Raw genomic sequence first — 25,057 nt, forward strand, 5'->3', positions numbered from 1 at the left:
ATCGGATTACAACAACTCGACGATGGTGGCGTTGGCCATTCCGCCGCCCTCGCACATCACCTGGAGGCCGAACCGCAGGTCACGGGCCCGCATGTGGTGAAGCATGGTGGTCATCAGGCGCGCCCCGGATGCCCCGAGCGGGTGACCCAGGGCGATCGCCCCGCCGCGCGGGTTCAGCCGGTCGGGTTCGGCGCCGGTTTCGGCCAGCCACGCCAGGGGTACCGGGGCGAACGCCTCATTCACCTCGTACACCCCGATGTCGCCCACCTTGAGCCCGGCCTTGGCCAGCGCCTTCGCGGTGGCCGGGATGGGCGCGGTCAGCATGATGACCGGGTCGGCGGCGGCGAGGACCGCGGTGTGCACCCGGGCGAGCGGGGTCAGGCCGTGCGCCGACGCCCAGCGGGACGTGGTGACCGCGAGGGCCGCCGCGCCGTCCGAGATCTGCGACGCGGAACCGGCCGTGACCACGCCGTCGGCCTGGAACGGGGTCTTCAGACCGGCCAGGACGGACAGCGTGGTGTCGCGGCGGATGCCCTCGTCCTCGGCGCAGTCGGGCAGGTCGGCGATCTCCAGCTCGAAGTCGCCGGCATCCTGCGCGGCGGCGGCCTTAGCGTGGCTGGCCAGCGCGTACTCGTCGAGCTGCGTACGCGAGAAGCCCCACCGCGCCGCCATCATCTCGGCCCCGACGCCCTGATTGAAGGTATTGGTCCCATATCGGGCGAGAATCGCCGGACCGTACGGGTCGGCGCCCTGCGCGGACGAGCCCATCGGCACCCGGCTCATCGACTCGACCCCGCCCGCCACCACCAGGTCGGCCTGGCCGGACAGCACCGTGGCGGCCGCGAAATGCAGCGCCTGCTGGCTGGAACCGCACTGCCGGTCGAGCGTGGTGCCGGGCACCGACTCGGGCCAGCCGGCCGCCAGCACCGCGTTGCGGCCGACGTTCCAGGACTGCTCGCCGGTCTGTGACACGGTGCCCCAGATCACGTCGTCGACCTGGGCCGGCGCGAACCCGGACCGCTCGGCCAGGGCCCGCAGCACGTGGGCGGACAGGTCGACCGGGTGGATGCCGGAGAGGCCACCGTTCCGCTTGCCGACCGGGGTCCGGACCGCACCGACGATCACCGCATCGCGCATGCTGTCGACGTTACGCGTGCCTGCCATAGTGGGCACATGTCTGGACAGCCGTGGCGGATCAAGCCGGTCCTGCCGGTGACGAAGGGCCTGGGTGCGGTTGCCGTGGTGGTGCTGGTCACCGCCTTCGGCCGGGACGACGCGGTTCAGTGGGTGCTGGCCGGCGCGGTCACCATCGGGCTGGCGCTGTGGGCGCTGCGCGATCTGGTGGCGCCGATCCGCCTGGCGGCGGATGCCGAGGGGGTCACGGTGATCGACGGGTTCGCGCGCCGTCGCTGGTTGCCCTGGGCCCAGATCGATCGGGTACGCCTGGATCGCCGCGAACGCCTCGGGCTCACCACCGAGATGCTGGAGATCGACGCCGAGGAGGCGCTGTATCTCTATTCCCTGCACGACCTGGGCGCCGACCCGCATGACGTGCTGGCCGAGCTCGAGCAGCTACGCGCCGAGAACGCGAAGGCCGCGGAGCAGGACGAGGACGCGGCCTAGGTGTAGTAGCCGAGCGTCCGGACGATCACCGCGCCGACCAGGACGGCCACGATGATGCCGCAGCCGATCGCCTGGAACATGGTGCGGCGCTGCTTCGGGGCGTAGGCCAGGACGCCGGCCGCCAGCGCGCCGACGATCAGGCCGCCGAGGTGCCCGGCGACCGACACGTTGGAGATCACGAAGGTGAAGACCAGGTTGATCACGATGACCGGGGCGATCGGCGCCACGCTGCGGTTGAGTCGCTTGAGGATCACGAAGATCGCGGCCATCAGGCCGAACACCGCGGTGGACGCGCCGACCGAGATGCTCTGCGGGTCGAACAGGTACGACGCCACGTTGCCGCCGAGGCCGGCCAGCAGGTAGAGCCCGATGTAGCGGAGCCGGCCCAGGGACGCCTCGAGCTCGCGGCCCAGGATCCACAGGGCGTACATGTTCATCAGCAGGTGGAGCACGCCGTAGTGCAGGAACATCGCGGTGATCAGCCGCCACCACTCGCCGGCGGCGACACCGTGCACGTCGCCGCCCGGACCGTACGAGATGAGGGCGATCACCCCGCCTCGCAGCGTGAGCGGCGTCTGGTTGCCGAGCAGGCCGCCCCAGCCGCCGCCGGCCAGCGCGCCCATGCCGCCGCTGACCACCGAGAGGATCATCGCGGCGACGTTGATGCCGATCAGCCAGCGGGTGACCGTGCCGACGCGGCCGGCCACCGACCCGCCGAACGCCGTGCGGGCCGACCGCTGGGTCTTCCGGCCCTCGGCCACACACTCGGGGCACTGGTGACCGACCGACGCCTCGTTCATGCAGTCGGGGCAGATCGGCCGGTCACAGCGGGTGCACTTGATGTAGGTCTCCTTCGACGGATGGCGATAGCACACCGGAACCGTCACGGGAGACTCACTCATGAATCAAAGGTACCTGGAGGCCGGTCCCTGATTACTCGGTGACCCGCTCGATCTCGACGCGCTGGATCACGACGTCCTCACGCGGGCGGTCGCCCGGGCCGGTCGGCGTGGCGGCGATCGAGTCGACGACCTTGGCGCTCTGGTCGTCGGCCACGGACCCGAAGATCGTGTGCCGGCGGTTCAGGTGCGGGGCCGGTCCGACCGTGATGAAGAACTGCGAGCCGTTGGTGCCCGGTCCGGCGTTCGCCATGGCCAGGATGTACGGCCGGTCGAACTGGAGGTCGGGGTGGAACTCGTCGGCGAACTGGAAGCCCGGGCCGCCGCGACCGGTGCCGGTCGGGTCGCCCATCTGGACCATGAACCCGGCGATCACCCGGTGCGAGATGGTGTTGTCGTAGTACGGCCCGCTGCCCTTCTGACCGGTCCGCGGGTCGGTCCACTCCTTGGTGCCCTCGGCCAGTTCGACGAAGTTCCGCACCGTGGCGGGCGCGTGATCCGGGAAGAGCTGCACTCGGATCGGGCCGTGATTGGTGTGCAGGGTGGCGTAAAGCTTCTCTGCCACGGGTACTCCCGTCATCGGAGACAAGTTCAATAACAGTTCGGATCCTCCCCCATGTGCCTGATTCCGGCAGCGCGGGGGTACCCGGCAGGGCACGATGACGTGGGAGAGACCACAGGGAGGTGGGCACTGGTGTTCGCAACCATGCGCCGGAAGCGGCGTAGCGCGAAGTTGAAGAACGAGCTCGGCCAGAGCGTGGATCACTTCAAGCGGGCGGCCACGATCGCCGCGCAGGAGACCAGCTCGACGGTGGGCCCCAAGCTCAACGCCGCGCGGGATCGCGTACAACCGGCCGTCAGCCAGGCCCGTGACGCCGCCAGCAGCGGCTGGGGCAGCGCGGTCGCGACGATCACGCCGCTGGCTACGGCCGTCGCGGACAACGTGCTGCAGGCCAAGCGGGAGACCGCGAAGACCGGGCGCAAGCAGGCCAAGGTCAGCAAGAAGAAGGCGCGCAAGCTGGAGAAGCGGGCCAACAAGGTGCTCGGCCGCCAGCAGAGCTCCGGGCGGAAGAGCAAGCTGTTCGGCATCGCGCTGATCGGCGCGGCCGTCGGTGTCGGCACCGCGTACGTGCTGCGCCGGCGTCAGCAGGCGCAGTGGGACGAGTACGACCCGAGCCCGGTCACGACCGAGCCCGAGGGTGCTGACGACGCGGCGTTCGAGCCGCTGCCGCCGGCGTCCGAGACCGCCCCGTCGACGATCGCGGACAACCCGACGGTCGCCCGGCAGGAGCTCTGAACCCCGGTAACAGCATTGATGCGCATATGGGCTCGGAGACGTCTCTGAGCCCATATGCGCATGTGCGTCACCCGGTCGTGACGGCCTGGCGGGCCTTCGCCGCGTCGAGCGACGGGCCCTGCGGCAGCATCGCGATCATCTGCGAGGACACCTGCTGCGGGTTCACGCCGCCGTAGCCGAGGCGGCCGAGCAGGTCACGGCCGGCGATCGGGTACCGGGTCGCGGTGTCGGTGACGATGCTCACCGTTCCGGTCCCGGCCGGCGCGTTCGGCGAGGCCGCGGCCACCACCAGCGCGCCCTTGCCGCGAGGGACGTACACAAAATCGGCCTGCACCCCACCCGGCGCGGCCGACGCGCCGCGCATCTGCGCGCCGGTCGGGACTGTCGGGTCGATCCGCAGCCCGGCCTGGGATTCCTTGCCGACCGGCAGGGTCATGCAGGCCCGCTCGCGCGGCTCGGTCAGCTCGGGAACGGTGGCCGGCAACCCCTCACCCCCGGCCAGCCGCAGCTTGGACCCCTGCACGTTGTTGAAGGCGGTGCCCAGGTTGATCGCGGGCGGGATCTGCCGGTCGGCCTGGAGCAGCCGGGCCTGCACGTCGGTCAGCGCGGCGGCGCCGTCGGCGACCGCCACCGACCACTGCTTGCCGTCGGTGAGCAGCTGGCCGATCCGGAAACCGGCCACGCCGGACGGGGCGCCCAGGTTGTCGATCCGGGGCGCCTGGAGGTCGGGGCCGACCGGCACGGCGTTGATGAAGCCGGCCGAGACCGGGTACGGCTGCTGCGCGTTCCAGCCCAGCGCCCGCAGGCTGGCCGTCTCGCGGCTGGCCGGGATCGGGAAGCGGCGGTTGCCGAAGAGCAGATAGGTGCGGTTGGGCTTGGCCGTGTCACGGGCCAGCAGGCCCCTGGGCGCGTCGGGGGCGGCCAGGATGGTGCCCCCGGTGGCCCGCGCGCCGATGATCAGCGTGCTCTGCGGCTGGGTCGCGCCGGAGGTGACCGCGGGCGGCGCCGAACAGACCGTCCAGTCGCCGGTGACCAGGTCTTTCTTGACCGGCAGGGAGTCGGGCGCGTCGGGGATGCCGAGCGGGTCGCCGAGCGGGACCGAGGCCAGCCGCTCACGCGAGGCGGTCACCATCCGCGGCGCCTGCGCGTTGGCGACCAGCAGGCCGGAGGCGTAGTTGAGCACCGGGTGGAGCCTGTTGTCCGAGGCCAGGTAGACATACCGGGCGCCGGACCCCTTCTCCATGTACACCACCGACTCGTCCTTCATGTTGGCGGTGGTGTTGCCGGTGAGCAGGCCGTAGATGGCGGCGGCGCCGACCGCGAGGGCGGCGATCACCAGGCTGACGAGCGCGGTGGTGCCGGCCCGGCGCAGGGGCGAGCGGTGTGGGTCGGGGTCGTGGGTGACCAGCGCCGCCACCACCCGCTGAAGCGAGTACTGGTACGAGTGGAGCTGGTCCTGACGCGACGGCACCCCGACACTCTAGAAGTATCGATGGGCCGATGGGGGGCGGCGCCCACGCCGGTGGGCTACAGCCAGCCGTTCTTGCGGAAAGCGCGGTAGAGCAGCACCGATATCGACACCATCAGCGTCAGCATCACCGGATAGCCGTAGAGCCACTGGGTCTCGGGCATGTGCGCGAAGTTCATGCCGTAGACGCCGGCGATCGCGGTCCATACCGCCGAGATGCCGGCCCAGGCGGCGATCTTGCGCATGTCGTTGTTCTGGTCGACGGTCACCTGGGCCAGGCGGGCCTGGAGGATCGAGTTCAGCAGGTCGTCGTACGAGGAGACCTGCTCGACCGTACGCGTCAGATGGTCTTGAACGTCGCGGAAGTAGCGCCGGATCTCCTTGGGCACCAGGCGGTTCTGGGGCGCGGTGATGGTGGCCAGCGGGCGCTGGAGCGGCACCACCGCCCGGCGGAACTCCACCAGCTCGCGCTTCATCTGGTAGATGTGCTGGATGCGGGAGCCGCTGTCCCGCGAGAACACGCTCTCCTCGATCGTGTCGAGATCGACCTCGACCTGGTCGGCCACCTCGACGTACAGGTCGACGACGCGGTCGGTCACGGCGTACGCGACCGCCCAGGGCCCTTGTTCGAGCAGCTGGGGACGTTCGGTCTCGAGGTTGGCGCGGACCGGGGCGAGCTCGGACGCGTCGCCGTGCCGGACGGTGATCACGAAGCGCTCGCCGATGAAGATCATCATGTGGCCGGTCTCGACCACCTGGGACGTCTCGGTCAGCTCGCTGTGCGGCACGTAGCGGGCGGTACGCAGGACCAGGAACTGGACCGCGCCGAACTGCTCCAGCTTGGGCCGCTGCTCGGCCTTGACGGCGTCCTCGACCGACAGCTCGTGCAGCCCGTACGTCTGTGCGATGTCGATCATCTCGGCCTCGGACGGCTCGTGCAGACCCAGCCAGACGAACGCGTTGTCCCGCTCGCACGCCTCCCGCAGCGCCTCGTCGGGGGTGAACTCGCCGGGCTCGCGCTTGCCGTCGATGTAGAGCCCGCAGTCGATCACCGAGCTGCCGTACTCGCCCGAGCGGGCCGGGGCGCGGCGCGGGCTGTCGGACGTACCGAGGAAGCGGTTCATGGCTCGGACCGGCGCCGTCCAGGCGCGGGACAGCGAGCGGTTCAGGCTGTTCTCGCTCATGAAGACCTCCCCAAGGTGGTGGCGCCGGGCGGGCCGGCCGCGGCTGGAGGGGGTGGAGTGCCACGGTCGGCCCGCCCGCCGCCGGGGCGGGGGGTAGGTCCGCTGCGCATTGTCTGCCTTTTCGGCCGCGCAGCGGAAACCGTCTCTGTGTCAGAAACCCGACACTTACGTATCAGGCCGCCAGTTCCTCCATCGCGACCGCGATCCGGCGTACGCCCTCCTCGATCTGATCGACCGTCACGGCCGAGAACGCCAGCCGCATCGAGTGCCGGCCGCCGTCGACGAAGAAGTCGGTGCCCTTCACGATCGCCACCCCCTTCTTCATCGCGGCCGGGAACAGCAGCTCTACATCGACCGAGTCGGGCAGGTCGACCCAGAGGAAGTAGCCGCCGTCCGGCTCGACGAAGGTGGCGCCGGGGATGTGCTTGCGCAGCGCCTCGCCCAGGACCCGGGCCCGCTCGCCGAGGGCCTTGCTGACCGTGGAGATCGAGCGGTCGATGTCACCGGAGACGCAGAACTGGTGCACGATCGCCTCGGACACCATGCCGGGCGAGATGTAGAGGTTGGTGGCCTTCTTGGCGATCGCGTCGATCAGCGCCGCCGGGCCGACCAGGTAGCCGACGCGGACACCCGGACAGACCGTCTTGGTGAAGCTGGAGGCGTGCACGACCACGTTGCCGGTGTCCTGCGACAGCATCGACGGCAGGGCGTCGCCGCGGAAGCGGATGTCGACGTACGGGTCGTCCTCGAAGATCAGGAACTCGTACTGGGCGGCGAGAGCCAGCAGGTCGCGGCGCTTTTCGGCGGAAAGCGTGACACCGGCCGGGTTCTGGTAGTTCGGGATGATGTGCGCCAGCTTGGGGCGTACGCCGGACTCCAGCAGCGCGCGCAGCTCGGCGACGTCGATGCCGTCCGGCTCCAGCGTCACCTGGTGCACCTTGGCGCCCAGGTTCTGCAGGCTCAGCAGGGTGCGGTCGTAGGTGGGGCTCTCCACCACCACGTCGTCGCCCGGCTTCACCAGGTGGTTGAAGAGGAACGCGTCGGCCTGGAGCGAGCCGTTGGTGACGATCACCTGGTCGGGCGAGACGCCGTGCTTCTCGGCGATCCACTTGCGCAGCGGAACGTAGCCGACGGAGGTGCCGTACGCGGTCATGCCGGCCGGATCGGCGTCGAAAGCGCGCGCAGCCGCGTCCTTGAGGCCCTGCACATCGATGATGTCCAGGGACGGGGCGCCACGGGCGAACGAGATCAGCTGCTCAGCGGTCATGCTCACAAGCTTACGAGCCGCGGCTATTCTCGGACGGCACCCCTCTGCCCGGAAGGACCCACATGATCGGTCTCATTCTGGCGGCCGGCGCCGGCCGTCGGCTACGCCCCTACACCGACACGTTGCCCAAGGCACTCGTGCCGGTCGACGGCGAGACGACGATCATGGACATCTCGCTGCGCAACCTCGCCGCTGCTGGGCTCAACGACGTAACCGTAGTGGTCGGTTACCAGTCGTCCGCCGTCGAGCAGCGGAAAGCCACTTTCGAGGAGAAGTACGGCGTCACCCTCACCCTTGTGCACAACGACAAGGCCGAGGAGTGGAACAACGCCTACTCCCTGTGGCTCGCCCGTGAGCATTTCGCTCAGGGCGCGCTCCTGGTCAACGGCGACACCGTGCACCCGGTCAGCGTCGAGGAGACCCTGCTGGCGAACCGTGGACCCCAAATTCTGCTCGCCGTCGACAGCCTCAAGAAGCTGGGTGACGAGGAGATGAAGACGACGTTCACGCCGGATGGCCGGTTGGCCAGGATCACGAAACTGATGGATCCGGCCGAGGCACACGGCGAGTACATCGGCGCGACCGTCATCGAGGCCTCGGTGGCCGCCGACCTGGCCGACGCGCTCCGGACGACCTGGGAACGCGACCCGAATCTCTACTACGAGGACGGGTACCAGGAGTACGTGAACCGAGGCGGCGAGATCCGGATGGCGGCGATCGGCGACGTGCCCTGGGTCGAGGTCGACAACCACGACGACCTGGCCAAGGCGCGGGAGATCGCATGCCGCTACTAGCACGCACGGTCCAGGCGCCGCTGCACATCGAGGTGCGCCGGGGCGCCGTGGCCAACCTCGGCCGGATCCTGTCCGACGGGCGGATCTCGGCCGGCGGCGACGTGGCGGTGGTGGTCGGGCCCGGGCTGGGCGAGCGGGTCATCGACCTGATCCGGCCGCAGCTGGGCGCGGCCGACGTCTACACCACCTCCGGCGGCACCCTCGACGCCGCGCTCGAACTGGCCGCGAAGCTGCGTTCACGGCACTACGACGCGGTGGTCGGCATCGGCGGCGGCGCCACGGTCGACACCGCCAAGTACGCGGCCACCCGCTGGGCCATCCCGATGGTGTCGGTGGCCACCAGCCTCGCCAACGACGGCGTCGCGTCCCCGGTGGCCAGCCTGATCAACGACGGGATCAAGGGGTCGTACGGCGTACACATCCCGATCGCCGTCGTGGTCGACCTGGACTTCGTCGAGAACGGCCCGGAACGCGTCAACCGCGGCGGCATCGGCGACGTGATCAGCAACATCAGCGCCCTGGCCGACTGGGAGCTGGCCCGGCAGGTCCGCAACGAGCCGGTCGACGGCCTGGCGGCGTCGCTCGCCCGGATGGGCGCGGAAGCGGTCCTGACGCACCCCGGCGACATGAACGACGACGGGTTCCTGACCGTCCTCGCCGAGGCGCTGATCTCCAGCGGGCTGGCCATGGCGGTGTGCGGGAGCAGCCGCCCGTCCAGTGGCGGCTGCCACGAGATCATGCACGCCACCGACGCGCTCTACCCCGGCACGGCGTCCCACGGCGAGCTGGCCGGGCTGGGCGCCCTGTTCTGCACGTTCCTGCGCGGGGACACGCGCCGCTTCACCGAGATGTCCGCGTGCCTGTCCCGGCATCAGCTTCCGCGTACACCGGCCGATGTTGGTCTTGACGAGGAGCAGTTCGTGCGCGTCGTGGAGTTCGCGCCGCGGACCCGGCCGGACCGCTACACCATCCTCGAACACCTCGAGATGAAGCCGCATGAGATCGCCGAGAAACTGGCCGAGTATGACGCCGCCGTCGCCGCCTGCTGAGCCGACCGCGGCCGACTTCTATCGGGTCAACCGCGGCGGAGGACTCTTCAGCGAGCTGGTCGCCCAGCAGGTCGGCGCCCGCATCGCGGTGTTCGCGAACAAGCATCGGATCGCGCCGACCGTGCTCACGGTGGCCAACCTCGGGCTGGGCTGCCTGGTCTCGGTCGCGGTGGTGGCGACGGCCGAGCCGGTGGCCGACGGGCGCTTCTGGGCCTGGCCGTTCGGATTGCTCGCGCTGGTCGGGTGGCAGATCGCGTACGCGCTGGACTGCTCCGACGGCCAGCTGGCCCGGGTGACCGGCCAGACCAGCGCGGCGGGCGCCCGCATCGATGTGCTCTGTGACGTGGCGGCGCAGATCGCGCTGGTGGCCGCGCTGGCCTCGGTGGCCGAGGCCCAGGTGCCGTCCACGCCGGCCTGGCTCCTGGCGGCGTTCGCCGGAACCTGGATGGTCAACCTGGTCACCTCGGTGATGCAGGCCGGTCCGTCCGCGGCCAGCATGGTCCCCAGCACCTCGATGCCGGTGCGGCTGGTGAAGCTGGTCCGCGACTACGGGTTCGTGGTGGCGCTGGCCGGGGCGGTGCTCACCGTCGCGCCACAGTGGACGATCTGGCTGGTCGGGCTGTTCACCCTGGTCAACGGGGCGTTCCTGGCCGCCAGCATCGCCTTCTCCGGCCGCGAGGCCCTCAGGCGGTGATCATCTCGGGCCGGAAGTCTTGATATCAACTCATCGAAGTTTTGATATCATCGGCCGGGACTCTCGCGAAGGAGGTCGAGACGATGGCACGAACGATCCTCGACGTTGACGACGATCTGCTCTCCGAAGCAGCGGAGATCCTCGGCACCAAGACGAAGCGGGCAACGGTGAATGCGGCTCTTCAGGCCTTGGTCAACCGCGAGAAGAGGCGTGATTTCGCCGACTGGCTCAAGGCCGGCGGATTGCCCGATCTGACCGGAGCTCCGGACGCCACGTGACACAACGCCGCTTCCTGCTGGACAAGTCGGCCATGGCTCGATGGCCGAAGCCGCCCGTCGCTTCCGTTCTCGACGAGCTTTCCGATCGAGGGCTGCTGGCCGTGTGCACCGCCGTGGAGATCGAGGTGGTCCACAGCGCCCGCACCGCGGAAGAGGCTCAACGGGCGCGGTATCTCCTCCGCGGCTTCGACTGGCTCGCGATGCCGGACGAAACCTGGGACCGCGCGGCGGACATCCAGCTCCAAGCCGTGGGTAAGGGGATCCATCGCGCCCTCTCCATGGCTGACCTGCTGATCGCGGCGACCGCCGAGCGCCACGGCGCGACCGTGATGCATTACGACGGCGACTTCGACATGATCGCGGCCATCACCGGCCAGCCGGTCGTGTGGGTGGTCCCCGCCGGAACCGCCGACTGACGCACGAAGGCCCCGCTCGCGCGGGGCCCAAGGCGGGATCGGAAGTCGCCTTCCTGAGGCAGAGAGTAAACACTCGGCGGGCGTTCGGTCAGACGCGGACGGGAATGGCGGAGCTGGTGCCCAGGACCTTGCCGTTGGTGTCCAGGGCGTCGGCCACCACGTATTCCGGGGTGCCCTGAATGGTCAGCCTGGTCTCGAAACCGGTTCGGGCGACCTCGGCCGTGGTGGCCGTCAGCGCCTTGGGCTGGCTGCCCGAGCGGGCCCGCCACTTGGCCACCTTGGTGTTGCCGTTCCAGCTGACGCTGACGGTCACGCCGCCGTTCTCGACGGACAGGCCCAGGGCCGGCTGGTCGAGGGGCGCGCCGGCCCACTCGGCCTTGTAGGCGCGGTAGGACTGGTTGTCGAGCGGGAGGTGGCCGTTGAGCCGCACCTTGCCGTCGGCGGTGAACTCGGTGAAGTGGGGCATCTGGCCCCAGCCGATGAAGTTGCCGCCGTCGGCCAGCTCGCGGAAGCTGCCCTGGGTGGGTGCGGAGATCTTGTCGGGGTGGACGAACTCGCGGACGAAGGTCGCGGTCTTGGCCGCCTCGTCCAGCTTGAGGATCAGGCCGCGTGAGTAGGGGCGTTCCTTGGTGACGCCGGCGCCGTTGTCGAACATGCCATACGAGCCGTCCCGGCGGCGACGGAAGTCGTGCTGCCAGGAGAACCTGGTCTGCTCGTCGATGATGAAGGTGCTCTTCTTGCCGCCCAGGCGCCAGATCACCTCGCCGGTCTCCTTGTTGATCTTGTAGCAGGTCCAGGTGTGCCGGGCCGAGATGATCAGGTGACCGTCGGCGTCCAGGCCGACCGAGTTGGGGTGGAAGTAGTCCCAGGGCAGGTGGGCCGAGTCGCCCTGGGGCAGCGGGGCGTGGGACTCGTCCAGGTCGACGTGGTCGCGGGCGCGCCACTCGAAGAGGCGCTTGCCGGTGGCGATGTCGATCTCCTGGATGACGCCGTCGTGCAGCACGCCGTCGGCCGGGCCGCCCATGGCCGTCAGGTCCATCGGGATCGGGTCGTACACCCAGAACAGCGCGGTGTTGCGCGGGGTGATCACGAAGTCGTGCTGGTCGGCCTGCTCGGTGCCGGCCGCGCGGACCCGGGTGATCTCGCGGTAGTTCTCGTCGGCGATGACGAACTCGCCCTGGCCGACACCCTGGCCGCCGGTACCGCCGATGGTGCCCTCCCACCAGGTCAGGACCGGCTTGTTGCGGTACTGCTGGACCTTGAAGTCGATGGCGACGGTGGCCGGGTCGGGGACCTTGCGGAACCAGACCGGCGAGCCCTTGTCGTCGACGATCAGCGGTCCCCACAGGCCGGCGCCGGAGGCCGGCGTCAGGAAGATGTACCCGGGTGCGGTCGCGTTGGCCGGGACGGTGATCGTCACGTCCGGCAGGGTGCGCAGATCGGGGCGCGAACGGTACTTCGGCTGGGCCGCCACCGGGTCGGCGGCGGGCTGGGTGGATTCGGCGTCACCGGCGTGTCCGATGGCGTAGCCGGCGCCACCGGCCGCGGCGGCGAGCACGACGCCACCACCGACGCCGAGCAGCAGGTTCCGGCGAGGGATCTTGACCTTGGAGGTGGGGGTTTCCGTCACCCGACCCAGCATTCCCCAAGTGGATCGATATCTACCTAGGCAAGGAATGTGATTTTCCTGTGAAGTCGTTGTAGACGTCGATCAATCGAGCGGTCAGCACATCCGGATGAAAGTGGCTCACCCACCGCTTTCTGGCCGATTCGGACAGTGCGCCGGCGCCGGCCCGAGCCGTGGGCAGCGCCGCGGCCAGCGCCGCGGCGTCCGGTGGAACCGTCCACCCGGCATCGTCACCCAGCAGGTACGGGATCCCGCCGACCGCCGTGCCCAGCACCGGCCGCCCGTGCGAGATCGCCTCCAGGACGACCGTCGGCAGCACGTCTTCCCAGGTCGGGACGACGACCGCCACCGACGCGGCCCGCCGTGCCGCGGCCATCCCGGCCCGGTCCAGCACCCCGAGGTACTCGACGTCCGACCGGGACGCCGCCGCGGCCTCGGCCAGCGGGCGCAACTCACCGTCACCGGCGATCCGCAGCATGCCCAGCGACCCGTCCGGATGCCGCTGCCACGCGTCCAGCAGCAGCGCCAGTCCCTTCTCGGGGGACAGCCGAGCGGCGTACAGGAAGCCGTCACCCAGCGGGGCCGGCGTACCCGGGTCGGGCAGGCCGTTGGGCTTGATCACGATGCGGTCGTCGGGGATGCCGTACGAGGACAGATGCTCGGCGATCCTGTCGGTCAGCGCGATGAACCGGTCGACCGAGCGCCACGTCGGCCGATGGACCGCGAGCGTGGTCGCCATCAGGGCGCTCTGCGCGCTCGACCCGCGGTAGCACTTGTGCACGACCGCGGGATAGCCGATCAGCTTGCCGCGGCATTCGTAACAGTTGTGCCCGTCCCGGAAGTACAGCCCCGGCGAGCACACCTGCCGATAGTTGTGCACGGTCTGCACCACCGGCACCCCGTGCTTGTGCGCCGTTCGCACGATCCAGGGCGAGATCAACGGGTACGGGTTGTGCAGGTGCACGACGTCCGGCCGCTCCGCCGCCAGCAGCGCCGCCAGGTCACGCTGCGACGAGAAGCCGTAGATCGGCGACAGCGGCAGCAGCGCCTTCTGGACCAGCGGCAGCTCGCCGATGTCGTCCGAGCTGCGCTGGAACGGCACCACGTCGACACCGGCCGCTCCCAGCTGGGCGATCTCGGTGTCCACGATGACGTTCTCCCCGGAGGGCATCGCCTCGCGATAACGGTTGTGCGCAACCACGACCTTCACGCTCAGGGAGGCTACCGTGGAGCTTGTGCCAGAACTTCCCGAGGTCGAGGCGCTCGGTGCGTACCTGCGAGAGCGCGCGGTCGGCCACACGGTCGAACGGTTCGAGGTGTCCTCCTTCAGCGCGCTGAAGACCTTCGACCCGCCACCCACCGCCATCGCCGGCCTCGAGGTCACCAGCGCCGGGCGACACGGCAAGTTCCTCGACATCGGGCTCGGCCCCCGCGAGGAGAAGGACCAGATCCACCTGGTCGTGCACCTGGCCCGGGCGGGCTGGCTGCACTATCGGGAGGCCTTCAAATCGGCCACGCCGCTCAAACCGGGCAGCGGGCCGATCGCGGTGCGCGTACGGCTGGACGACGGGTCCGGGTTTGATCTGACCGAGGCCGGCACCCAGAAGTCCCTGGCCGCCTATCTGGTACGCGACCCGGGCGAGGTGCCGGGCGTGGCGCGACTCGGCCCCGACGCGCTGGCCGTCACGCGGGACGAGTTCGCCGAGCGGATCTGCGGCCGGAACGGGCAGGTCAAGGGCGTGCTGACCGACCAGGAGGTGCTGGCCGGCATCGGCAACGCGTACTCCGACGAGATCCTGCACACCGCCAAGATCTCGCCCTTCGCGCTGACCGGGAAGCTCACCGAGGAGCAGATGACCGCGCTCTACGAGGCGACACGCCAGGTGGAGACCGACGCGGTGGCCCGGTCGGTCGGCATGAAGGCGGCCGAGCTCAAGGGCGAGAAGCGGGCCGGCATGCGGGTGCACGCCCGCACCGGACTGCCCTGTCCGGTCTGCGGCGACACCGTGCGTGAGGTCTCCTTCGCCGACAAGAGCCTGCAGTACTGCCCGACCTGTCAGACCGGCGGCAAACCCCTTGCCGACCGGCGGCTTTCCAAGTTGATCAGGTAACGCGGGGTGTAGAGAGGCATTGCGGGCGTAACGTCCGCTTCTCCCGCCCCGATCCATCGGTATAGTGGCCCGGTCCCACGCTTCGCCCACGGCGCGAAGCAGACCGGCAGTCATCGTCGGTGACCATTGGCCGTGGCAGTGCGTAATAACGTCGGGCGGTCGGAATGCGGGAGGACGTAGGCGAGGTGACCACGAGCCTCTCGCGACCGGCGACCAGTAACAGCCGGAGCAACATGCCGTACGACAGCTTCGAGTGGCAGGAACCACCGCCGAGCAACGGCGTACCCCGAAGCGCGTGGACCCGCAGTCACCGCCGGGTCTCCCGTTGGCACCGGCCGTACACCGCGGTTCTGATCGTCCTCGACTTCCTGTCCGCCGTGCTGGCCAGTTACATCGCCACCTCGACGCTGGAGCAGGCCAACGCCGGTTTCCAGAACCAGCCCGAGATCTTCACCGCGATGGCGTACGGCGCCCTGCCGGTGGCCTGGGTGTTCGTGCTCTGGAGCGGCGGCAGCTACGACCGGCGCTATCTGGGCCTGGGCAGCGAGGAGTTCAAGCGGGTCTTCCGCTCGTTCGTGGTGATCGTGGCCAGCGTCTCCGTGGCCGCGTTCGCCAACAAGGTCTCGCTGTCCCGGGGAACGGTCGCGCTGGTCTCCGGCGGCGCCCTGGTGTTCATCCTGCTCGGCCGCTACTTCGCCCGGCAGGTCCTGCACTTCGCCCGCCGCCGCACCGGGCACGGCGCCCACCGGATGGTCCTGGTCGGCACGCTGCCCGAGGCGCTCGAGGTCTACACCGCGGTGACCCGCAGCCCGGCCGCCGGTCTGATCCCGGTGGCGATCCACATCACCGACGGCCTGGCCTCGGTCCGGGGCATCGAAACCCCGGTCCCGGTGTACGCCGGGCGCGACGTCCTGTCCCTCGTCCGCGAGGTCGGGGCCGACACCATCGCGGTCTGCGGCTCGGCCAGCGCCGAACCGGGCGAGCTGCGCCGGCTGGCCTGGCAGCTCGAGGGCACCGGCGTCGACCTGGTGGTCGCGCCCCAGCTCACCGACATCGCCGGCCCGCGTGTGCACATCCGCCCGATCGAGGGCCTGCCCCTGCTGCATGTCGAGGAGCCGACCCTCTCCGGGCCGGCCTGGCTGGCCAAGAACCTGCTCGACCGGGTCGCCGCCTTCCTCGGCCTGGTCGCGCTCAGCCCGCTGCTGCTGCTGATCGCGATCGGCATCCGGCTCTCCGACCCCGGCCCGGTGTTCTTCCGGCAGCCCCGGGTCGGCCACGAGGGCCGTACCTTCCGGGTCTGGAAGTTCCGGACCATGTACGTGGACGCCGAGGAGCGCAAGGCCACGCTGGAGGAGCTGAACGACTCCGACGGGATGCTCTTCAAGATGAAGAACGACCCGCGGATCTTCTCCTTCGGCCAGAAGCTGCGGGGCAGTTCGCTGGACGAGCTGCCGCAGCTGATCAACGTGCTCCGGGGCGAGATGTCGCTGGTCGGCCCGCGCCCGCTGCCCGCCGACGACGGCGACTACCTGGGCGACGTCCGCCGCCGCCTGCTGGTCCGCCCCGGCATCACCGGCCTGTGGCAGGTCAGCGGCCGCTCCGACCTCTCCTGGGACGAGGCGGTCCGGCTCGATCTGTACTACGTCGACAACTGGTCACTGACCTACGACCTTGGCATCCTCTGGCGCACCATCTGGGTCGTCCTCAAGCGCAAGGGCGCCTACTAGGGTCTGTCCTGCTGATCGGCAGGACAGGCCCTCGGCCACGCGTCGCCCCGACCCGGGCATGGCAGGATGCCGCGGGTGAGGCCCGATCTTCCGACCGTGCTGGCGGTGCTGGCCGCGGTGGCCGCGCTCGCCGGGGCGGTCGTCGCGGTGCTGCGCCTGCGCGGCCGGCGCCGGATCGCCACGGCCATGCAGCGGGCCACCTACGACGTGCTGCACACCGCGGCCCAGGCCGCCGAGCCGTTGCGGGGCGGGCTCACCCCGAGCTCGGCCGGCAAGGCCGTCCGCCACCTGCGCACGCTGGTCGGGGCGGTCGGGCTGACCATCGCCGAGGCCGACCGCTGCCTGGCCTTCGACGGGCGCGGCAGCCACCACGCCGGCCAGTTCGCGGCGGCGGGGCAGCGGGCCGTGCAGGCGAGCCGGCCCGTCGTACTCAATGGCTCTGATCTGCCGTGTGATCGGATGGACTGTGTTGTGCGCGGGGCCGTCGTGGTGCCGCTGACCGGGGCGGACGGGCTGGCCACGGCGGCGCTGGTGGCCATCGCCGACGATCAACCGGCGCCCGGGCTGGTGCAGGCCACCCAGGAGGCGGCGCGCTGGGCCGGGTCGCAGCTGGCGCTGGCCGAGCTCGACTCGTCCCGGGAACGGCTGGCCCGGGCCGAGGTGCGGGCGCTCCGGGCCCAGATCAGCCCACACTTCATCTACAACGCGCTGACCGCGATCGCATCCTTCGTCCGCACCGACCCGGAGCGGGCCCGCGAGCTGATCCTGGAGTTCGCCGAGTTCACCCGCTACTCGTTCCGCGCCCACGGCGACTTCACCACGCTGGCCGAGGAGCTGCGCTCGATCGACCGCTACCTGACCATCGAGCGCGCCCGGTTCGGCGACCGGCTCCAGGTGCGGCTGCAGATCGCGCCCGAGGTGCTGCCGGTCAGCCTGCCGTTCCTGTGCCTGCAGCCGCTGGTGGAGAACGCCGTACGGCACGGTCTGTCCCGGAAGCCCGGCGTCGGTATGGTGAGCATCGAGGCGCGCGACGCGGGCGCCGAATGCCACATCACGGTCGAGGACGACGGGGTCGGCATGGATCCCGAGGTGTTCGCGCCGGGCCGGCCGGAGACCGACGACGGCCAGCATGTCGGCCTGACGAACGTCGACGAGCGGCTGCGCAGCGTGTTCGGCGACCACTTCGGGCTGGTGGTGGAGACCGCCCCGGGCGAGGGGACCAAGGTGAGCATGCGAGTGCCTAAATTCCATCCGGGGGTACGCGCGTGAGCACGGCGTTGGTGGTCTTGGCGGTCGACGATGAGCCGCCGGCCCTGGACGAGCTCGCCTACCTGCTGAACGCCGACGACCGGGTTGCACACGTGCACCGGGCCGGTGACGCCACCGAGGCGCTGCGCGTGCTCCGCGACACCGAGGTCGACGCGGTCTTCCTGGACATCCGGATGCCCGGCCTGGACGGCATGGAGCTGGCCCGGATCCTGCGCCGGTTCGCGCACCCGCCGGCCATCGTCTTCGTGACCGCGTACGACGACGGCGCGGTCGACGCCTTCGACCTGGGCGTCACCGACTACGTCCGCAAACCGGTGCGGGCCGAGCGGCTGGCCGAGTCGCTGCGCCGGGTGGCCGGCCTGCGCGCCACCCCGGCCCCGGCCACCAAGCGTGAGGAAGAACCGGCCATCCCGGTCGAGCTGGCCGGCACCACCCGGATGCTGCCCCGGTCGTCGGTGCGCTGGGTGGAGGCCCAGGGCGACTACGCCCGGCTGCACACCACGGACGCCTCGCACCTGGTCCGGGTCTCGCTGGCCACGCTGGCCGACCGCTGGGCCGACGCCGGGTTCGTCCGGATCCACCGCAGCTACCTGGTGCAGTTGCGCCTGGTCTCCGAGCTGCGGCTGACCCAGTCGGGCTACGTGGTCGCGGTGGACGGCGCCGAGCTGCCGGTCAGCCGCCGGCACACCCGCGAGCTCAAGGACCGGCTGATCCGCGCGGCCAAACACGACTGGACCCGCTGAATCCACAGCGTTGTCCACAGGCGTGGCGCGTTATCCACACAGTTATCCACAGGGCAGGTGGATCTGCACAGATCCTTCACAAACCGCCCCCTTCTCGTGCACGCGGGCTCGTTAGGGTCCCCGATGTGGGCCAGATCGGCGCTTCACGGGGGACGCCGACCCGGCTCGTCAGATAGGAGATGGGGTTGTGAACGCAGCCATCGAACGGCGCGTCCTCGTGGTCGAGGACGAGCCGACCATCGCCGAGTCCGTCGCGGCCCGGCTCCGCGCCGAGGGTTTCGTGGTCGAACTGGCCGGCGACGGCCCGGCCGCGGTGGCCGCCGCCCGCCGGACGCCGCCGGACGCGGTCGTGCTCGACGTCATGCTGCCCGGCTTCGACGGCCTCGAGGTGTGCCGCCGGCTCCAGGCCGAGCGCCCGGTGCCGATCCTCATGCTGACCGCCCGCGACGACGAAAACGACATGCTGGTCGGCCTCGCGGTCGGCGCCGACGACTACCTGACCAAGCCGTTCTCGATGCGTGAGCTGGCCGCCCGGGTGCACGCCCTGGTCCGGCGGGCCACCAAAACCGCCGCCGTCGACCCCGGCCAGGACTTCCTCCGGGTGGGCGACCTCGAGATCAACCGGGCCGAGCGCCGGGTGCTCCGGTCGGGGGTCGAGGCTCAGCTCACCCCGACCGAGTTCGACCTGCTGCTCCACCTGGCCGAGCGGCCGCGGGCGGTGCTGCCCCGGGAACGGCTGCTGGCCGAGGTCTGGGGCTGGGCCGACGCCTCCGGCACCCGCACCGTGGACAGCCACATCAAGGGCCTGCGGCGCAAGCTGGGCGCCGACCTGATCCGCACGGTGCACGGCGTCGGGTACGCGCTGGAGGCCCCGCGATGCTGAGCTTCCGCCACCTGGCCCTGCCGCGCCCACTCGACCCGGTCCGGTCCATCAAGATCAAGATCGGGCTGATCCTGCTCGGCGCGTTGCTCGCCGCCATGACCTACTTCCGCATCGGGATCGGCTGGCTGCCGCCCTGGACCACGGTCACCGCCTTCGTCGTCGCGCTCGGCGCCCTCCAGCTGCTGGCCCGCGGGCTCACCTCGCCCTTGCGCGAGATGACCGCGGCCGCCAAGGCGATGGCCCAGGGCGACTACACCCGCCGGGTCCGGGCCACCTCCCGCGACGAGGTGGGCCAGCTGGCCGTGGCGTTCAACATGATGGCGGCCGACCTGGCGGCGGCCGACCGGCAACGGCGCGAGCTGATCGCCAACGTCTCGCACGAGTTGCGTACGCCGATCACCGCTCTTCAGGCCGTTCTGGAGAACATCGTGGACGGTGTGGCCGAGGCCGAGCCGCACGTGATGAAGACCGCCCTGGCCCAGACCGAGCGCCTCGGCCGGCTGGTCGCCGAGCTGCTCGACCTGTCCCGGGTCGACGCCGGCGTGCTGACCCTCGACAAGGCCCCGATCCGGGTACGCCCGTTCCTCGACGACGTGATCCGCGAGGCCGCGGTGACCGCCGAGGGCGCCGGCCACGACGTCACGTTCTCGCTCGACGCGGCCGACGTGGTGCTGCCCGGCGACCGCGGCCGCCTGCACCAGGTCTTCGCCAACCTGCTGGACAACGCGACCCGGCACAGCCCGGCCGGCGGCACCGTCCGGGTCACCGCCGAGCAGCAGGGCGACCACCTGCTGATCGTGGTCGCCGACGACGGCGACGGCATCCCGGCGGCCGACCGCGAGCGGCTGTTCGAACGCTTCACCCGGGGCGAGCGGGCGACCGGCGGCGGGACCGGGCTGGGCCTGGCCATCGCCCGCTGGGTGGTCCAGCTGCACCGGGGCACGATCGCGATCGCCGAACCGGCGCCGGCCGGGGCGCCGGGCTGCCAGGTGCACGTCACCCTGCCCTTGGCCACGACCTCCGCCTGACCGCCGGGTGGTGCGTATAGGTGCGCAGAGCAGACGCCACGACCAGTAGGCGCACGACCAGACGTACGCATAGGTGCGCAGAGCAGACACCACGACCACTAGGCGCACGACCAGTGTTGCCTATAGGTGCGCAGAGCAAAGGACCGGAGAACGGCACGTCAGGGGCACCGCACTCAGGACCGAGGAGATGAGCTAGACGTGACAACCGAACCGAAGGCGCCGGCCCGGACGCCGCAGCCGTGGACGCCGCCGGCCGGACAGCCGCGGCCGGACCAGCCCGATCGACCGGACCGGCCGGCCGGCGTGCCGAAGCAGGCGCCGGCCGTGATCGCGCTGGTGTCCGGGCCGTGGCAGCGGACCGGGATGTTCGGCCGCGGCGTCTGGCCGGGTCCCGGCCGTCCGGCCACGCCGGCCACGGCCGGTGTGCTGATCCTGGCCGCCCTGGTGGCCTCGGTCAGCATCACCGACGGCGGGCTCGGCTGGCTGGTCGCCGGCGTCGCCGGAACCGCGGCCCTGGCCGGGATCCGGCGCCTGCCCGCGCCGGGCACCACGGTGCCCTGGCCCGATCTGACCGTCCGCCGCCGCGCCGCCGATCCGGCCCGGTACGCCTGGGCCGCCGCCACGGTCGCCCTGCTGGGTGTCGGCACGCTGCGGTCCGCGCCGTGGCTGTTCGCGCTGGCCGCGTTGACCGCGCTGGTGACCAGCGCGCTGGCGCTGAGCAACGGGCGGTCGTTCCGCGCGGTGGCGATGGGCTACCTGATGTTTCTCGGGGCGCCGTTCCGGGCGCTGCCGTGGGTGACTCGCGGCCTGGCCTCGATCCGCCGCCGGGCCGCGGGGGGCTCCGGCATGCGGGTCGCCGCGACCGTGATCACCAGTGTGTTCCTGCTCCTGCTGTTCGGGGCGCTGTTCGCCTCGGCCGACGCCACGTTCGCGCGGTTGCTGGAGTCGCTGGTTCCGGAGATCAACGGCGGTACGACCTTCCGGGCCGTCTTCGTCTTCGTGGTGGCCGGCGGCGTGCTCGGTGGCGCCGCCTACCTGCGGGCCACGCCGCCGGATCTTGCCACTGTGGACGGTGGACCGGCGCGGAAGGTGAATCGCTGGGAGTGGGCCGTACCCCTGGGCCTGCTCGCACTGCTGTTCCTCGGCTTCGTCGCCGTGCAGCTCACCGTCCTCTTCGGAGGGAGCGCGCACGTGCTGGACACCGAGGGGCTGACCTATGCCGAGTACGCCCGCGGCGGTTTCTGGCAGCTGCTGATCGTGACCGGGCTGACGCTGGCCGTCCTCGGTGTCGCCGCCCGCTGGGCGCCCCGCGACCACCCGCTCGACCGCATGCTGATCCGCGGCATCATGGGCGCGCTGTCCGTGCTGACCCTGGTGATCGTGGCGTCGGCGCTGCACCGGATGACCGTCTACGCCGACACGTACGGCCTGACCCGCCTGCGCCTGCTGGTCTTTCTCTGCGAGGCCTGGCTGGGCCTGGTCTTCGTGCTGGTGCTGGCGGCCGGCCTCCGGCTGCGGGCGGCGTGGCTGCCCCGGGTGGCGATCGCGGCCGGCGTGCTGACCCTGCTGGGCCTGGCCATCGCCAACCCGGACCGGATGGTCGCCGACAGCGGCGTGGCCCGGTACGAGCGGACCGGCCGGATCGACAGCGAATACCTCGGGACGCTGTCGCCGGACGCGGTGCCCGCGCTCAACCGGCTCGACGGGAAGATGCGCGACTGCACGCTCTTCTTCATCCAGCAGCGGCTGAAGGAAGGCGACACCTCCTGGAGCACCTGGAGCTACGGCGAGTCCGAGGCGCGGCGGCTGCTCGCCACCGACCCGATCGCGTTTCCCTCCGGGTGCCCGGCTGCAGGTCCGTACGGGTAGGTTCGCTTGACATTGCCCGGGAGCCCATAAGACTCCCGGGCATGAGCGGCGCGAATGAGGAGGGCCGGCGGGTCCGGGTGGTGCTCGGCGAGGTCGCCGGGCGTCGGACCGCCGCCGATCCGGCGCGCGCCGACCTGGCCGAGCAGACGCCGGTCGGCGAGGCGCTGGTCCGCGGCCTGGTCCGGGCCCAGCTGGCGCTGGCCCTGCGGATGGCCCTGGTGGTGGTGACCGGGCTGGGGGCGCTGCCGCTGCTGTTCGCGGTCGCCCCGGCGGTCGGCTCGATCCGGATCCTCGGCGTCAACCTTCCGTGGCTGCTGCTCGGGGTGCTGTCGTTCCCGTTCCTGTTCGCGGTCGGTTGGGTCTACGTGCGCTGGGCGGAGCGGAACGAACAGGACTTCACGGCCGTGATCAGGCGGCCGGAGTGAACCCTTACGTCGTACCCAGCCTGGCCGTCGTGATCTTGGCGACCGTGGCGATCGGCGCGTACGGCCTGCGTTTCGCCCGGACCACCTCGGACTTCCTGGTCGCCTCCCGCTCGGTGAGCCCCGCCTGGAACGCGGCCGCGATCAGCGGCGAATACCTGTCGGCGGCGAGCTTCCTCGGGGTCGCCGGCCTGATTCTGCGGTACGGCGTGGACGTGCTCTGGTATCCGGTCGGGTTCGCCGCCGGCTACCTCGCGCTGCTGCTCTTCGTGGCCGCGCCGCTGCGTCGCTCGGGCGCCTTCACGCTGCCCGACTTCTGCGAGGTACGCCTGCGGTCGCCGCTGCTGCGCCGGCTGGCCACCATCTTCGTGATCTTCATCGGCTGCCTCTACCTGGTGCCCCAGCTGCAGGGCGCCGGGCTGACGTTCACCACGGTGGCCGGGGGCTCGTACGCGTGGGGCGCCCTGCTCGTGGGTCTGGTGGTCACCGCGAACGTGGCGCTGGGCGGGATGCGGGCGATCACCTTCGTGCAGGCGTTCCAGTACTGGCTCAAGCTGACGGCTCTGGCCGTACCCGTCATCTTCCTGGCCCTGCAATGGCAGGCGGCCGGGCGACCGGCGATCGACCCACCCAGCGGGCCGGTCTTCCCGGTGACCACCACCGTGACCTTCGACGACGCGGCCCGGCTGACCCTGCCGGACGGGACAGTGGACGAGGTCGAGGCGGGCGCCGAACGCACCTATCCGGCCGGGGCGCCGGTGCCCGACGTGAGCACGGTCGACGACCGGCGCGGCCCGGACTGGCTGCTGCCGGGCGGCGACGGGAGCCTGTTCGCGACGTACTCGCTGATCCTGGCCACGTTCCTGGGCACCATGGGGCTGCCCCATGTGCTGGTCCGCTTCTACACCAACCCGGACGGCGCCAGCGCCCGGCGGACCACGCTGGTCGTGCTCGGCCTGGTCGGGCTGTTCTATCTGTTCCCGACGCTGTACGGCGTGCTCGGCCGGATCTGGGCGCCCCATCTGCTGATGACCGGGCAGACCGACGCGGTCGTGCTGGTGCTGCCCGAGGCGGCGCTCGGCGGCGGCCACCTGGGCCGGCTGCTCGGCGCGCTGGTCGCGGCGGGCGCGCTGGCGGCGTTCCTGTCCACCTCGTCGGGCATCCTGACCAGCGTGGCCGGGGTGGTCTTCACCGACGTGCTGCGGGCCGAGCGGGGCGGTTCGGTCCGCGACTTCCGGGTGGCCACGGTGCTGGCCGCCGCCCTGCCGATCGTGCTGGCCGTCTCGGTCGCCACCATGGACGTGTCCCGGGTGGTCGGGCTGGCCTTCGCGGTGGCCGCGTCCAGCTTCTGCCCCCTGCTGGTGCTGGGCATCTGGTGGCGCGGGCTGACCGACGTCGGCGCCGCCGCGGGCGTGCTGGCCGGTGGCGGCGCCGCGATGGCCGCCGTGCTGGTCACCGTGCTCGGCCCGCCGCTGACCGGCTGGCCGGCGCAGCTGATCGGGCAGCCGGCCGCCTGGACGGTGCCGCTGGCGTTCGCGGTGATGGTGGTCGGCTCGCTCGCCACCAGCCGGCGGATCCCCCGGGATGTCGGCGCGACCATGCTCCGCCTTCACGCTCCGGAGTCACTCCGTCTCTAAACTTTCTTTCCTGAGCGGTGAACTCTTCGGCCTCCGTCACCCGTAGTCATCGGCGGTGGAAGCCAGACGAAGAGGAGCAATACATGAAGGCGCGCAAGGTCATCATCGGGCTGGTCGCTCTGGCCGTCACCGGCGGCGCGATCGCTCTCGGCACCGGGCTGAGCAGCGCCGCCGAGGCCCCCCGTGAGAACTGCGCCGGCCTGGATCAGGCTCTGCGGAACAACCTGGACTTCATCGCCGGCCAGAAGGCCAACCCCGACGCGCTGTCCGACGCGCGGATCGCCAACCGGCAGGCCGTGGTCGACCTGATCAACCAGCGCCGAGCCGTCGCCGGCTGCACCGGTGACGTGGCGGCCCAGCCGCCCGCGGCTCCTCCCGCGCAGGAAGCCCCGCCCGCCGAGGAAGCCCCGCCGGCGGAAGAAGCCCCGCCCGCGGAAGAGGCCGGCGGCACCGGCGAGGTCGTCTGCAAGGGCTCGACCGTGACCCTCTCCGGCGAGGGCGGCCAAGCGTTCGCGTCCAGCGGCACCTTCCCGCTCGGCACCACGCTGAAGGTCACCAACCTCGACAACAACAAGAGCATCACGGTCAAGGTGGAGACCACGTCGGGCAGCTGCGTGCTGCTCAACAACGCCGCCTTCGAGCAGGTGCGCGAGCCCGGCAAGTTCCTCATCCGCCGCGCCGTGATCGAGCGGGTGGGCTGACGACCTATTTCACATCGCTTTCGGGGCGCCTCAACCGCGGGCGAATTTGAAATAGGTCACTCGGGGGCAGT

General features: G+C 70.9%; 25 protein-coding genes. 17 read left to right on the plus strand and 8 right to left on the minus strand.

Features of this window, described 5'->3' with window-relative positions; translation table 11 throughout:
* Positions 1 to 6: 6 nt before the first annotated feature.
* A complete protein-coding gene (locus tag AB0M54_RS31030; protein ID WP_364475250.1) occupies positions 7 to 1,137 on the minus strand; it encodes an acetyl-CoA C-acyltransferase in 1,131 nt (376 codons plus the stop codon).
* Positions 1,138 to 1,173: 36 nt separating this feature from the next.
* Here AB0M54_RS31030 and AB0M54_RS31035 point away from each other — a divergent pair, with 36 nt between their 5' ends.
* Positions 1,174 to 1,623: a PH domain-containing protein gene (locus tag AB0M54_RS31035; RefSeq protein WP_364475252.1), complete on the plus strand. Its 450-nt coding sequence runs from the start codon at positions 1,174 to 1,176 to the stop codon at positions 1,621 to 1,623.
* On the opposite strand, the gene AB0M54_RS31040 is transcribed toward AB0M54_RS31035, so the two are convergent.
* Together AB0M54_RS31040 and AB0M54_RS31045 are read right to left on the minus strand one after the other, a co-directional pair.
* Positions 1,620 to 2,525, minus strand: a complete 906-nt coding sequence (locus AB0M54_RS31040) for a rhomboid family intramembrane serine protease (RefSeq protein WP_364475254.1) — start codon at positions 2,523 to 2,525, stop codon at positions 1,620 to 1,622. The genes AB0M54_RS31035 and AB0M54_RS31040 overlap by 4 nt on opposite strands.
* Positions 2,526 to 2,556: 31 nt before the next feature.
* On the minus strand, positions 2,557 to 3,087 hold the full coding sequence (locus AB0M54_RS31045; RefSeq protein WP_364475256.1) for a peptidylprolyl isomerase: 531 nt from the start codon (positions 3,085 to 3,087) through the stop codon (positions 2,557 to 2,559).
* 129 nt (positions 3,088 to 3,216) lie between these two features.
* On the opposite strand from AB0M54_RS31045, the gene AB0M54_RS31050 reads away from it, so the two are divergent.
* Positions 3,217 to 3,819: a hypothetical protein gene (locus AB0M54_RS31050; protein WP_364475258.1), complete on the plus strand. Its 603-nt coding sequence runs from the start codon at positions 3,217 to 3,219 to the stop codon at positions 3,817 to 3,819.
* Positions 3,820 to 3,886: 67 nt separating this feature from the next.
* On the opposite strand, the gene eccB is transcribed toward AB0M54_RS31050, so the two are convergent.
* From eccB to AB0M54_RS31065, 3 genes are all read right to left on the minus strand, one after another.
* The gene (gene eccB, locus AB0M54_RS31055) at positions 3,887 to 5,290 is read right to left on the minus strand and encodes a type VII secretion protein EccB (protein WP_364312536.1); all 1,404 of its coding nucleotides are present in this window, start codon (positions 5,288 to 5,290) and stop codon (positions 3,887 to 3,889) included.
* Between the two features lie 56 nt (positions 5,291 to 5,346).
* The gene (gene corA / locus AB0M54_RS31060) at positions 5,347 to 6,471 is read right to left on the minus strand and encodes a magnesium/cobalt transporter CorA (protein WP_364312532.1); all 1,125 of its coding nucleotides are present in this window, start codon (positions 6,469 to 6,471) and stop codon (positions 5,347 to 5,349) included.
* A gap of 172 nt (positions 6,472 to 6,643) precedes the next feature.
* Positions 6,644 to 7,738: a PLP-dependent aminotransferase family protein gene (locus AB0M54_RS31065; RefSeq protein ID WP_364312529.1), complete on the minus strand. Its 1,095-nt coding sequence runs from the start codon at positions 7,736 to 7,738 to the stop codon at positions 6,644 to 6,646.
* 62 nt (positions 7,739 to 7,800) lie between these two features.
* Between AB0M54_RS31065 and AB0M54_RS31070 the strand changes: the two genes are divergently transcribed.
* The 5 genes from AB0M54_RS31070 (at position 7,801) to AB0M54_RS31090 (ending at position 10,969) form a co-directional block, all read left to right on the plus strand.
* Positions 7,801 to 8,532, plus strand: coding sequence for a phosphocholine cytidylyltransferase family protein (locus tag AB0M54_RS31070; RefSeq protein WP_364312527.1), 732 nt, complete (start codon positions 7,801 to 7,803; stop codon positions 8,530 to 8,532).
* On the plus strand, positions 8,520 to 9,581 hold the full coding sequence (locus AB0M54_RS31075; protein WP_364312525.1) for an iron-containing alcohol dehydrogenase family protein: 1,062 nt from the start codon (positions 8,520 to 8,522) through the stop codon (positions 9,579 to 9,581). Before AB0M54_RS31070 ends, AB0M54_RS31075 begins: the two co-directional genes overlap by 13 nt.
* A complete protein-coding gene (locus tag AB0M54_RS31080; protein WP_364312523.1) occupies positions 9,556 to 10,275 on the plus strand; it encodes a CDP-alcohol phosphatidyltransferase family protein in 720 nt (239 codons plus the stop codon). The genes AB0M54_RS31075 and AB0M54_RS31080 overlap by 26 nt, the downstream gene beginning before the upstream one ends.
* An 83-nt stretch (positions 10,276 to 10,358) precedes the next feature.
* The gene (locus AB0M54_RS31085) at positions 10,359 to 10,553 is read left to right on the plus strand and encodes a type II toxin-antitoxin system VapB family antitoxin (protein WP_364312520.1); all 195 of its coding nucleotides are present in this window, start codon (positions 10,359 to 10,361) and stop codon (positions 10,551 to 10,553) included.
* Positions 10,550 to 10,969, plus strand: coding sequence for a PIN domain nuclease (locus AB0M54_RS31090; protein WP_364312518.1), 420 nt, complete (start codon positions 10,550 to 10,552; stop codon positions 10,967 to 10,969). Before AB0M54_RS31085 ends, AB0M54_RS31090 begins: the two co-directional genes overlap by 4 nt.
* Before the next feature lie 88 nt (positions 10,970 to 11,057).
* Here the strand turns inward: AB0M54_RS31090 and AB0M54_RS31095 are convergent, their stop codons facing one another.
* Together AB0M54_RS31095 and AB0M54_RS31100 are read right to left on the minus strand one after the other, a co-directional pair.
* Entirely contained in the window at positions 11,058 to 12,599 is a 1,542-nt protein-coding gene (locus AB0M54_RS31095) for an arylsulfotransferase family protein (RefSeq protein WP_364475260.1), read from the minus strand.
* Positions 12,600 to 12,630: 31 nt separating this feature from the next.
* The gene (locus AB0M54_RS31100; protein ID WP_364312512.1) at positions 12,631 to 13,806 is read right to left on the minus strand and encodes a glycosyltransferase family 4 protein; all 1,176 of its coding nucleotides are present in this window, start codon (positions 13,804 to 13,806) and stop codon (positions 12,631 to 12,633) included.
* 25 nt (positions 13,807 to 13,831) lie between these two features.
* Here AB0M54_RS31100 and AB0M54_RS31105 point away from each other — a divergent pair, with 25 nt between their 5' ends.
* The 10 genes from AB0M54_RS31105 to AB0M54_RS31150 all read left to right on the plus strand — a co-directional run bounded on the left by AB0M54_RS31105 (position 13,832) and on the right by AB0M54_RS31150 (position 24,986).
* On the plus strand, positions 13,832 to 14,707 hold the full coding sequence (locus AB0M54_RS31105) for a DNA-formamidopyrimidine glycosylase family protein (protein WP_364475333.1): 876 nt from the start codon (positions 13,832 to 13,834) through the stop codon (positions 14,705 to 14,707).
* A 233-nt stretch (positions 14,708 to 14,940) separates the two neighbouring features.
* A complete protein-coding gene (locus AB0M54_RS31110) occupies positions 14,941 to 16,434 on the plus strand; it encodes a sugar transferase (protein WP_364316943.1) in 1,494 nt (497 codons plus the stop codon).
* Positions 16,435 to 16,509: 75 nt separating this feature from the next.
* A complete protein-coding gene (locus tag AB0M54_RS31115; protein ID WP_364312510.1) occupies positions 16,510 to 17,703 on the plus strand; it encodes a histidine kinase in 1,194 nt (397 codons plus the stop codon).
* Positions 17,700 to 18,446, plus strand: a complete 747-nt coding sequence (locus AB0M54_RS31120; RefSeq protein WP_364312508.1) for a LytTR family DNA-binding domain-containing protein — start codon at positions 17,700 to 17,702, stop codon at positions 18,444 to 18,446. Before AB0M54_RS31115 ends, AB0M54_RS31120 begins: the two co-directional genes overlap by 4 nt.
* A 187-nt stretch (positions 18,447 to 18,633) precedes the next feature.
* Entirely contained in the window at positions 18,634 to 19,329 is a 696-nt protein-coding gene (locus tag AB0M54_RS31125) for a response regulator transcription factor (RefSeq protein WP_364475261.1), read from the plus strand.
* Positions 19,323 to 20,357 (plus strand): ATP-binding protein, encoded by a 1,035-nt coding sequence (locus tag AB0M54_RS31130; RefSeq protein ID WP_364475263.1) that lies wholly within the window; start codon positions 19,323 to 19,325, stop codon positions 20,355 to 20,357. The genes AB0M54_RS31125 and AB0M54_RS31130 overlap by 7 nt, the downstream gene beginning before the upstream one ends.
* A 198-nt stretch (positions 20,358 to 20,555) precedes the next feature.
* On the plus strand, positions 20,556 to 22,226 hold the full coding sequence (locus AB0M54_RS31135) for a DUF4153 domain-containing protein (RefSeq protein ID WP_364475265.1): 1,671 nt from the start codon (positions 20,556 to 20,558) through the stop codon (positions 22,224 to 22,226).
* Between the two features lie 41 nt (positions 22,227 to 22,267).
* A complete protein-coding gene (locus AB0M54_RS31140) occupies positions 22,268 to 22,651 on the plus strand; it encodes a DUF485 domain-containing protein (RefSeq protein WP_364312496.1) in 384 nt (127 codons plus the stop codon).
* Positions 22,648 to 24,285, plus strand: a complete 1,638-nt coding sequence (locus AB0M54_RS31145) for a cation acetate symporter (protein ID WP_364312494.1) — start codon at positions 22,648 to 22,650, stop codon at positions 24,283 to 24,285. The genes AB0M54_RS31140 and AB0M54_RS31145 overlap by 4 nt, the downstream gene beginning before the upstream one ends.
* Before the next feature lie 83 nt (positions 24,286 to 24,368).
* Positions 24,369 to 24,986 (plus strand): hypothetical protein, encoded by a 618-nt coding sequence (locus AB0M54_RS31150; protein ID WP_364312491.1) that lies wholly within the window; start codon positions 24,369 to 24,371, stop codon positions 24,984 to 24,986.
* Positions 24,987 to 25,057 lie beyond the last annotated feature (71 nt).

The organism is Actinoplanes sp. NPDC051470, assembly GCF_040682035.1.
Classification (GTDB): Bacteria; Actinomycetota; Actinomycetes; order Mycobacteriales; family Micromonosporaceae; genus Actinoplanes.

Bases quoted from the DNA above. Each gene is read 5' to 3' on its own strand.
- AB0M54_RS31080 (WP_364312523.1), top strand. From the start codon at position 9,556: ATGACGCCGCCGTCGCCGCCTGCTGAGCCGACCGCGGCCGACTTCTAT.
- AB0M54_RS31075 (WP_364312525.1), top strand. From the start codon at position 8,520: ATGCCGCTACTAGCACGCACGGTCCAGGCGCCGCTGCACATCGAGGTG.
- AB0M54_RS31070 (WP_364312527.1), top strand. From the start codon at position 7,801: ATGATCGGTCTCATTCTGGCGGCCGGCGCCGGCCGTCGGCTACGCCCC.
- AB0M54_RS31085 (WP_364312520.1), top strand. From the start codon at position 10,359: ATGGCACGAACGATCCTCGACGTTGACGACGATCTGCTCTCCGAAGCA.
- AB0M54_RS31030 (WP_364475250.1), bottom strand. From the start codon at position 1,137: ATGCGCGATGCGGTGATCGTCGGTGCGGTCCGGACCCCGGTCGGCAAG.
- AB0M54_RS31110 (WP_364316943.1), top strand. From the start codon at position 14,941: ATGCCGTACGACAGCTTCGAGTGGCAGGAACCACCGCCGAGCAACGGC.
- AB0M54_RS31035 (WP_364475252.1), top strand. From the start codon at position 1,174: ATGTCTGGACAGCCGTGGCGGATCAAGCCGGTCCTGCCGGTGACGAAG.
- AB0M54_RS31040 (WP_364475254.1), bottom strand. From the start codon at position 2,525: ATGAGTGAGTCTCCCGTGACGGTTCCGGTGTGCTATCGCCATCCGTCG.
- corA (WP_364312532.1), bottom strand. From the start codon at position 6,471: ATGAGCGAGAACAGCCTGAACCGCTCGCTGTCCCGCGCCTGGACGGCG.
- AB0M54_RS31140 (WP_364312496.1), top strand. From the start codon at position 22,268: ATGAGCGGCGCGAATGAGGAGGGCCGGCGGGTCCGGGTGGTGCTCGGC.
- AB0M54_RS31130 (WP_364475263.1), top strand. From the start codon at position 19,323: ATGCTGAGCTTCCGCCACCTGGCCCTGCCGCGCCCACTCGACCCGGTC.
- AB0M54_RS31150 (WP_364312491.1), top strand. From the start codon at position 24,369: ATGAAGGCGCGCAAGGTCATCATCGGGCTGGTCGCTCTGGCCGTCACC.
- AB0M54_RS31065 (WP_364312529.1), bottom strand. From the start codon at position 7,738: ATGACCGCTGAGCAGCTGATCTCGTTCGCCCGTGGCGCCCCGTCCCTG.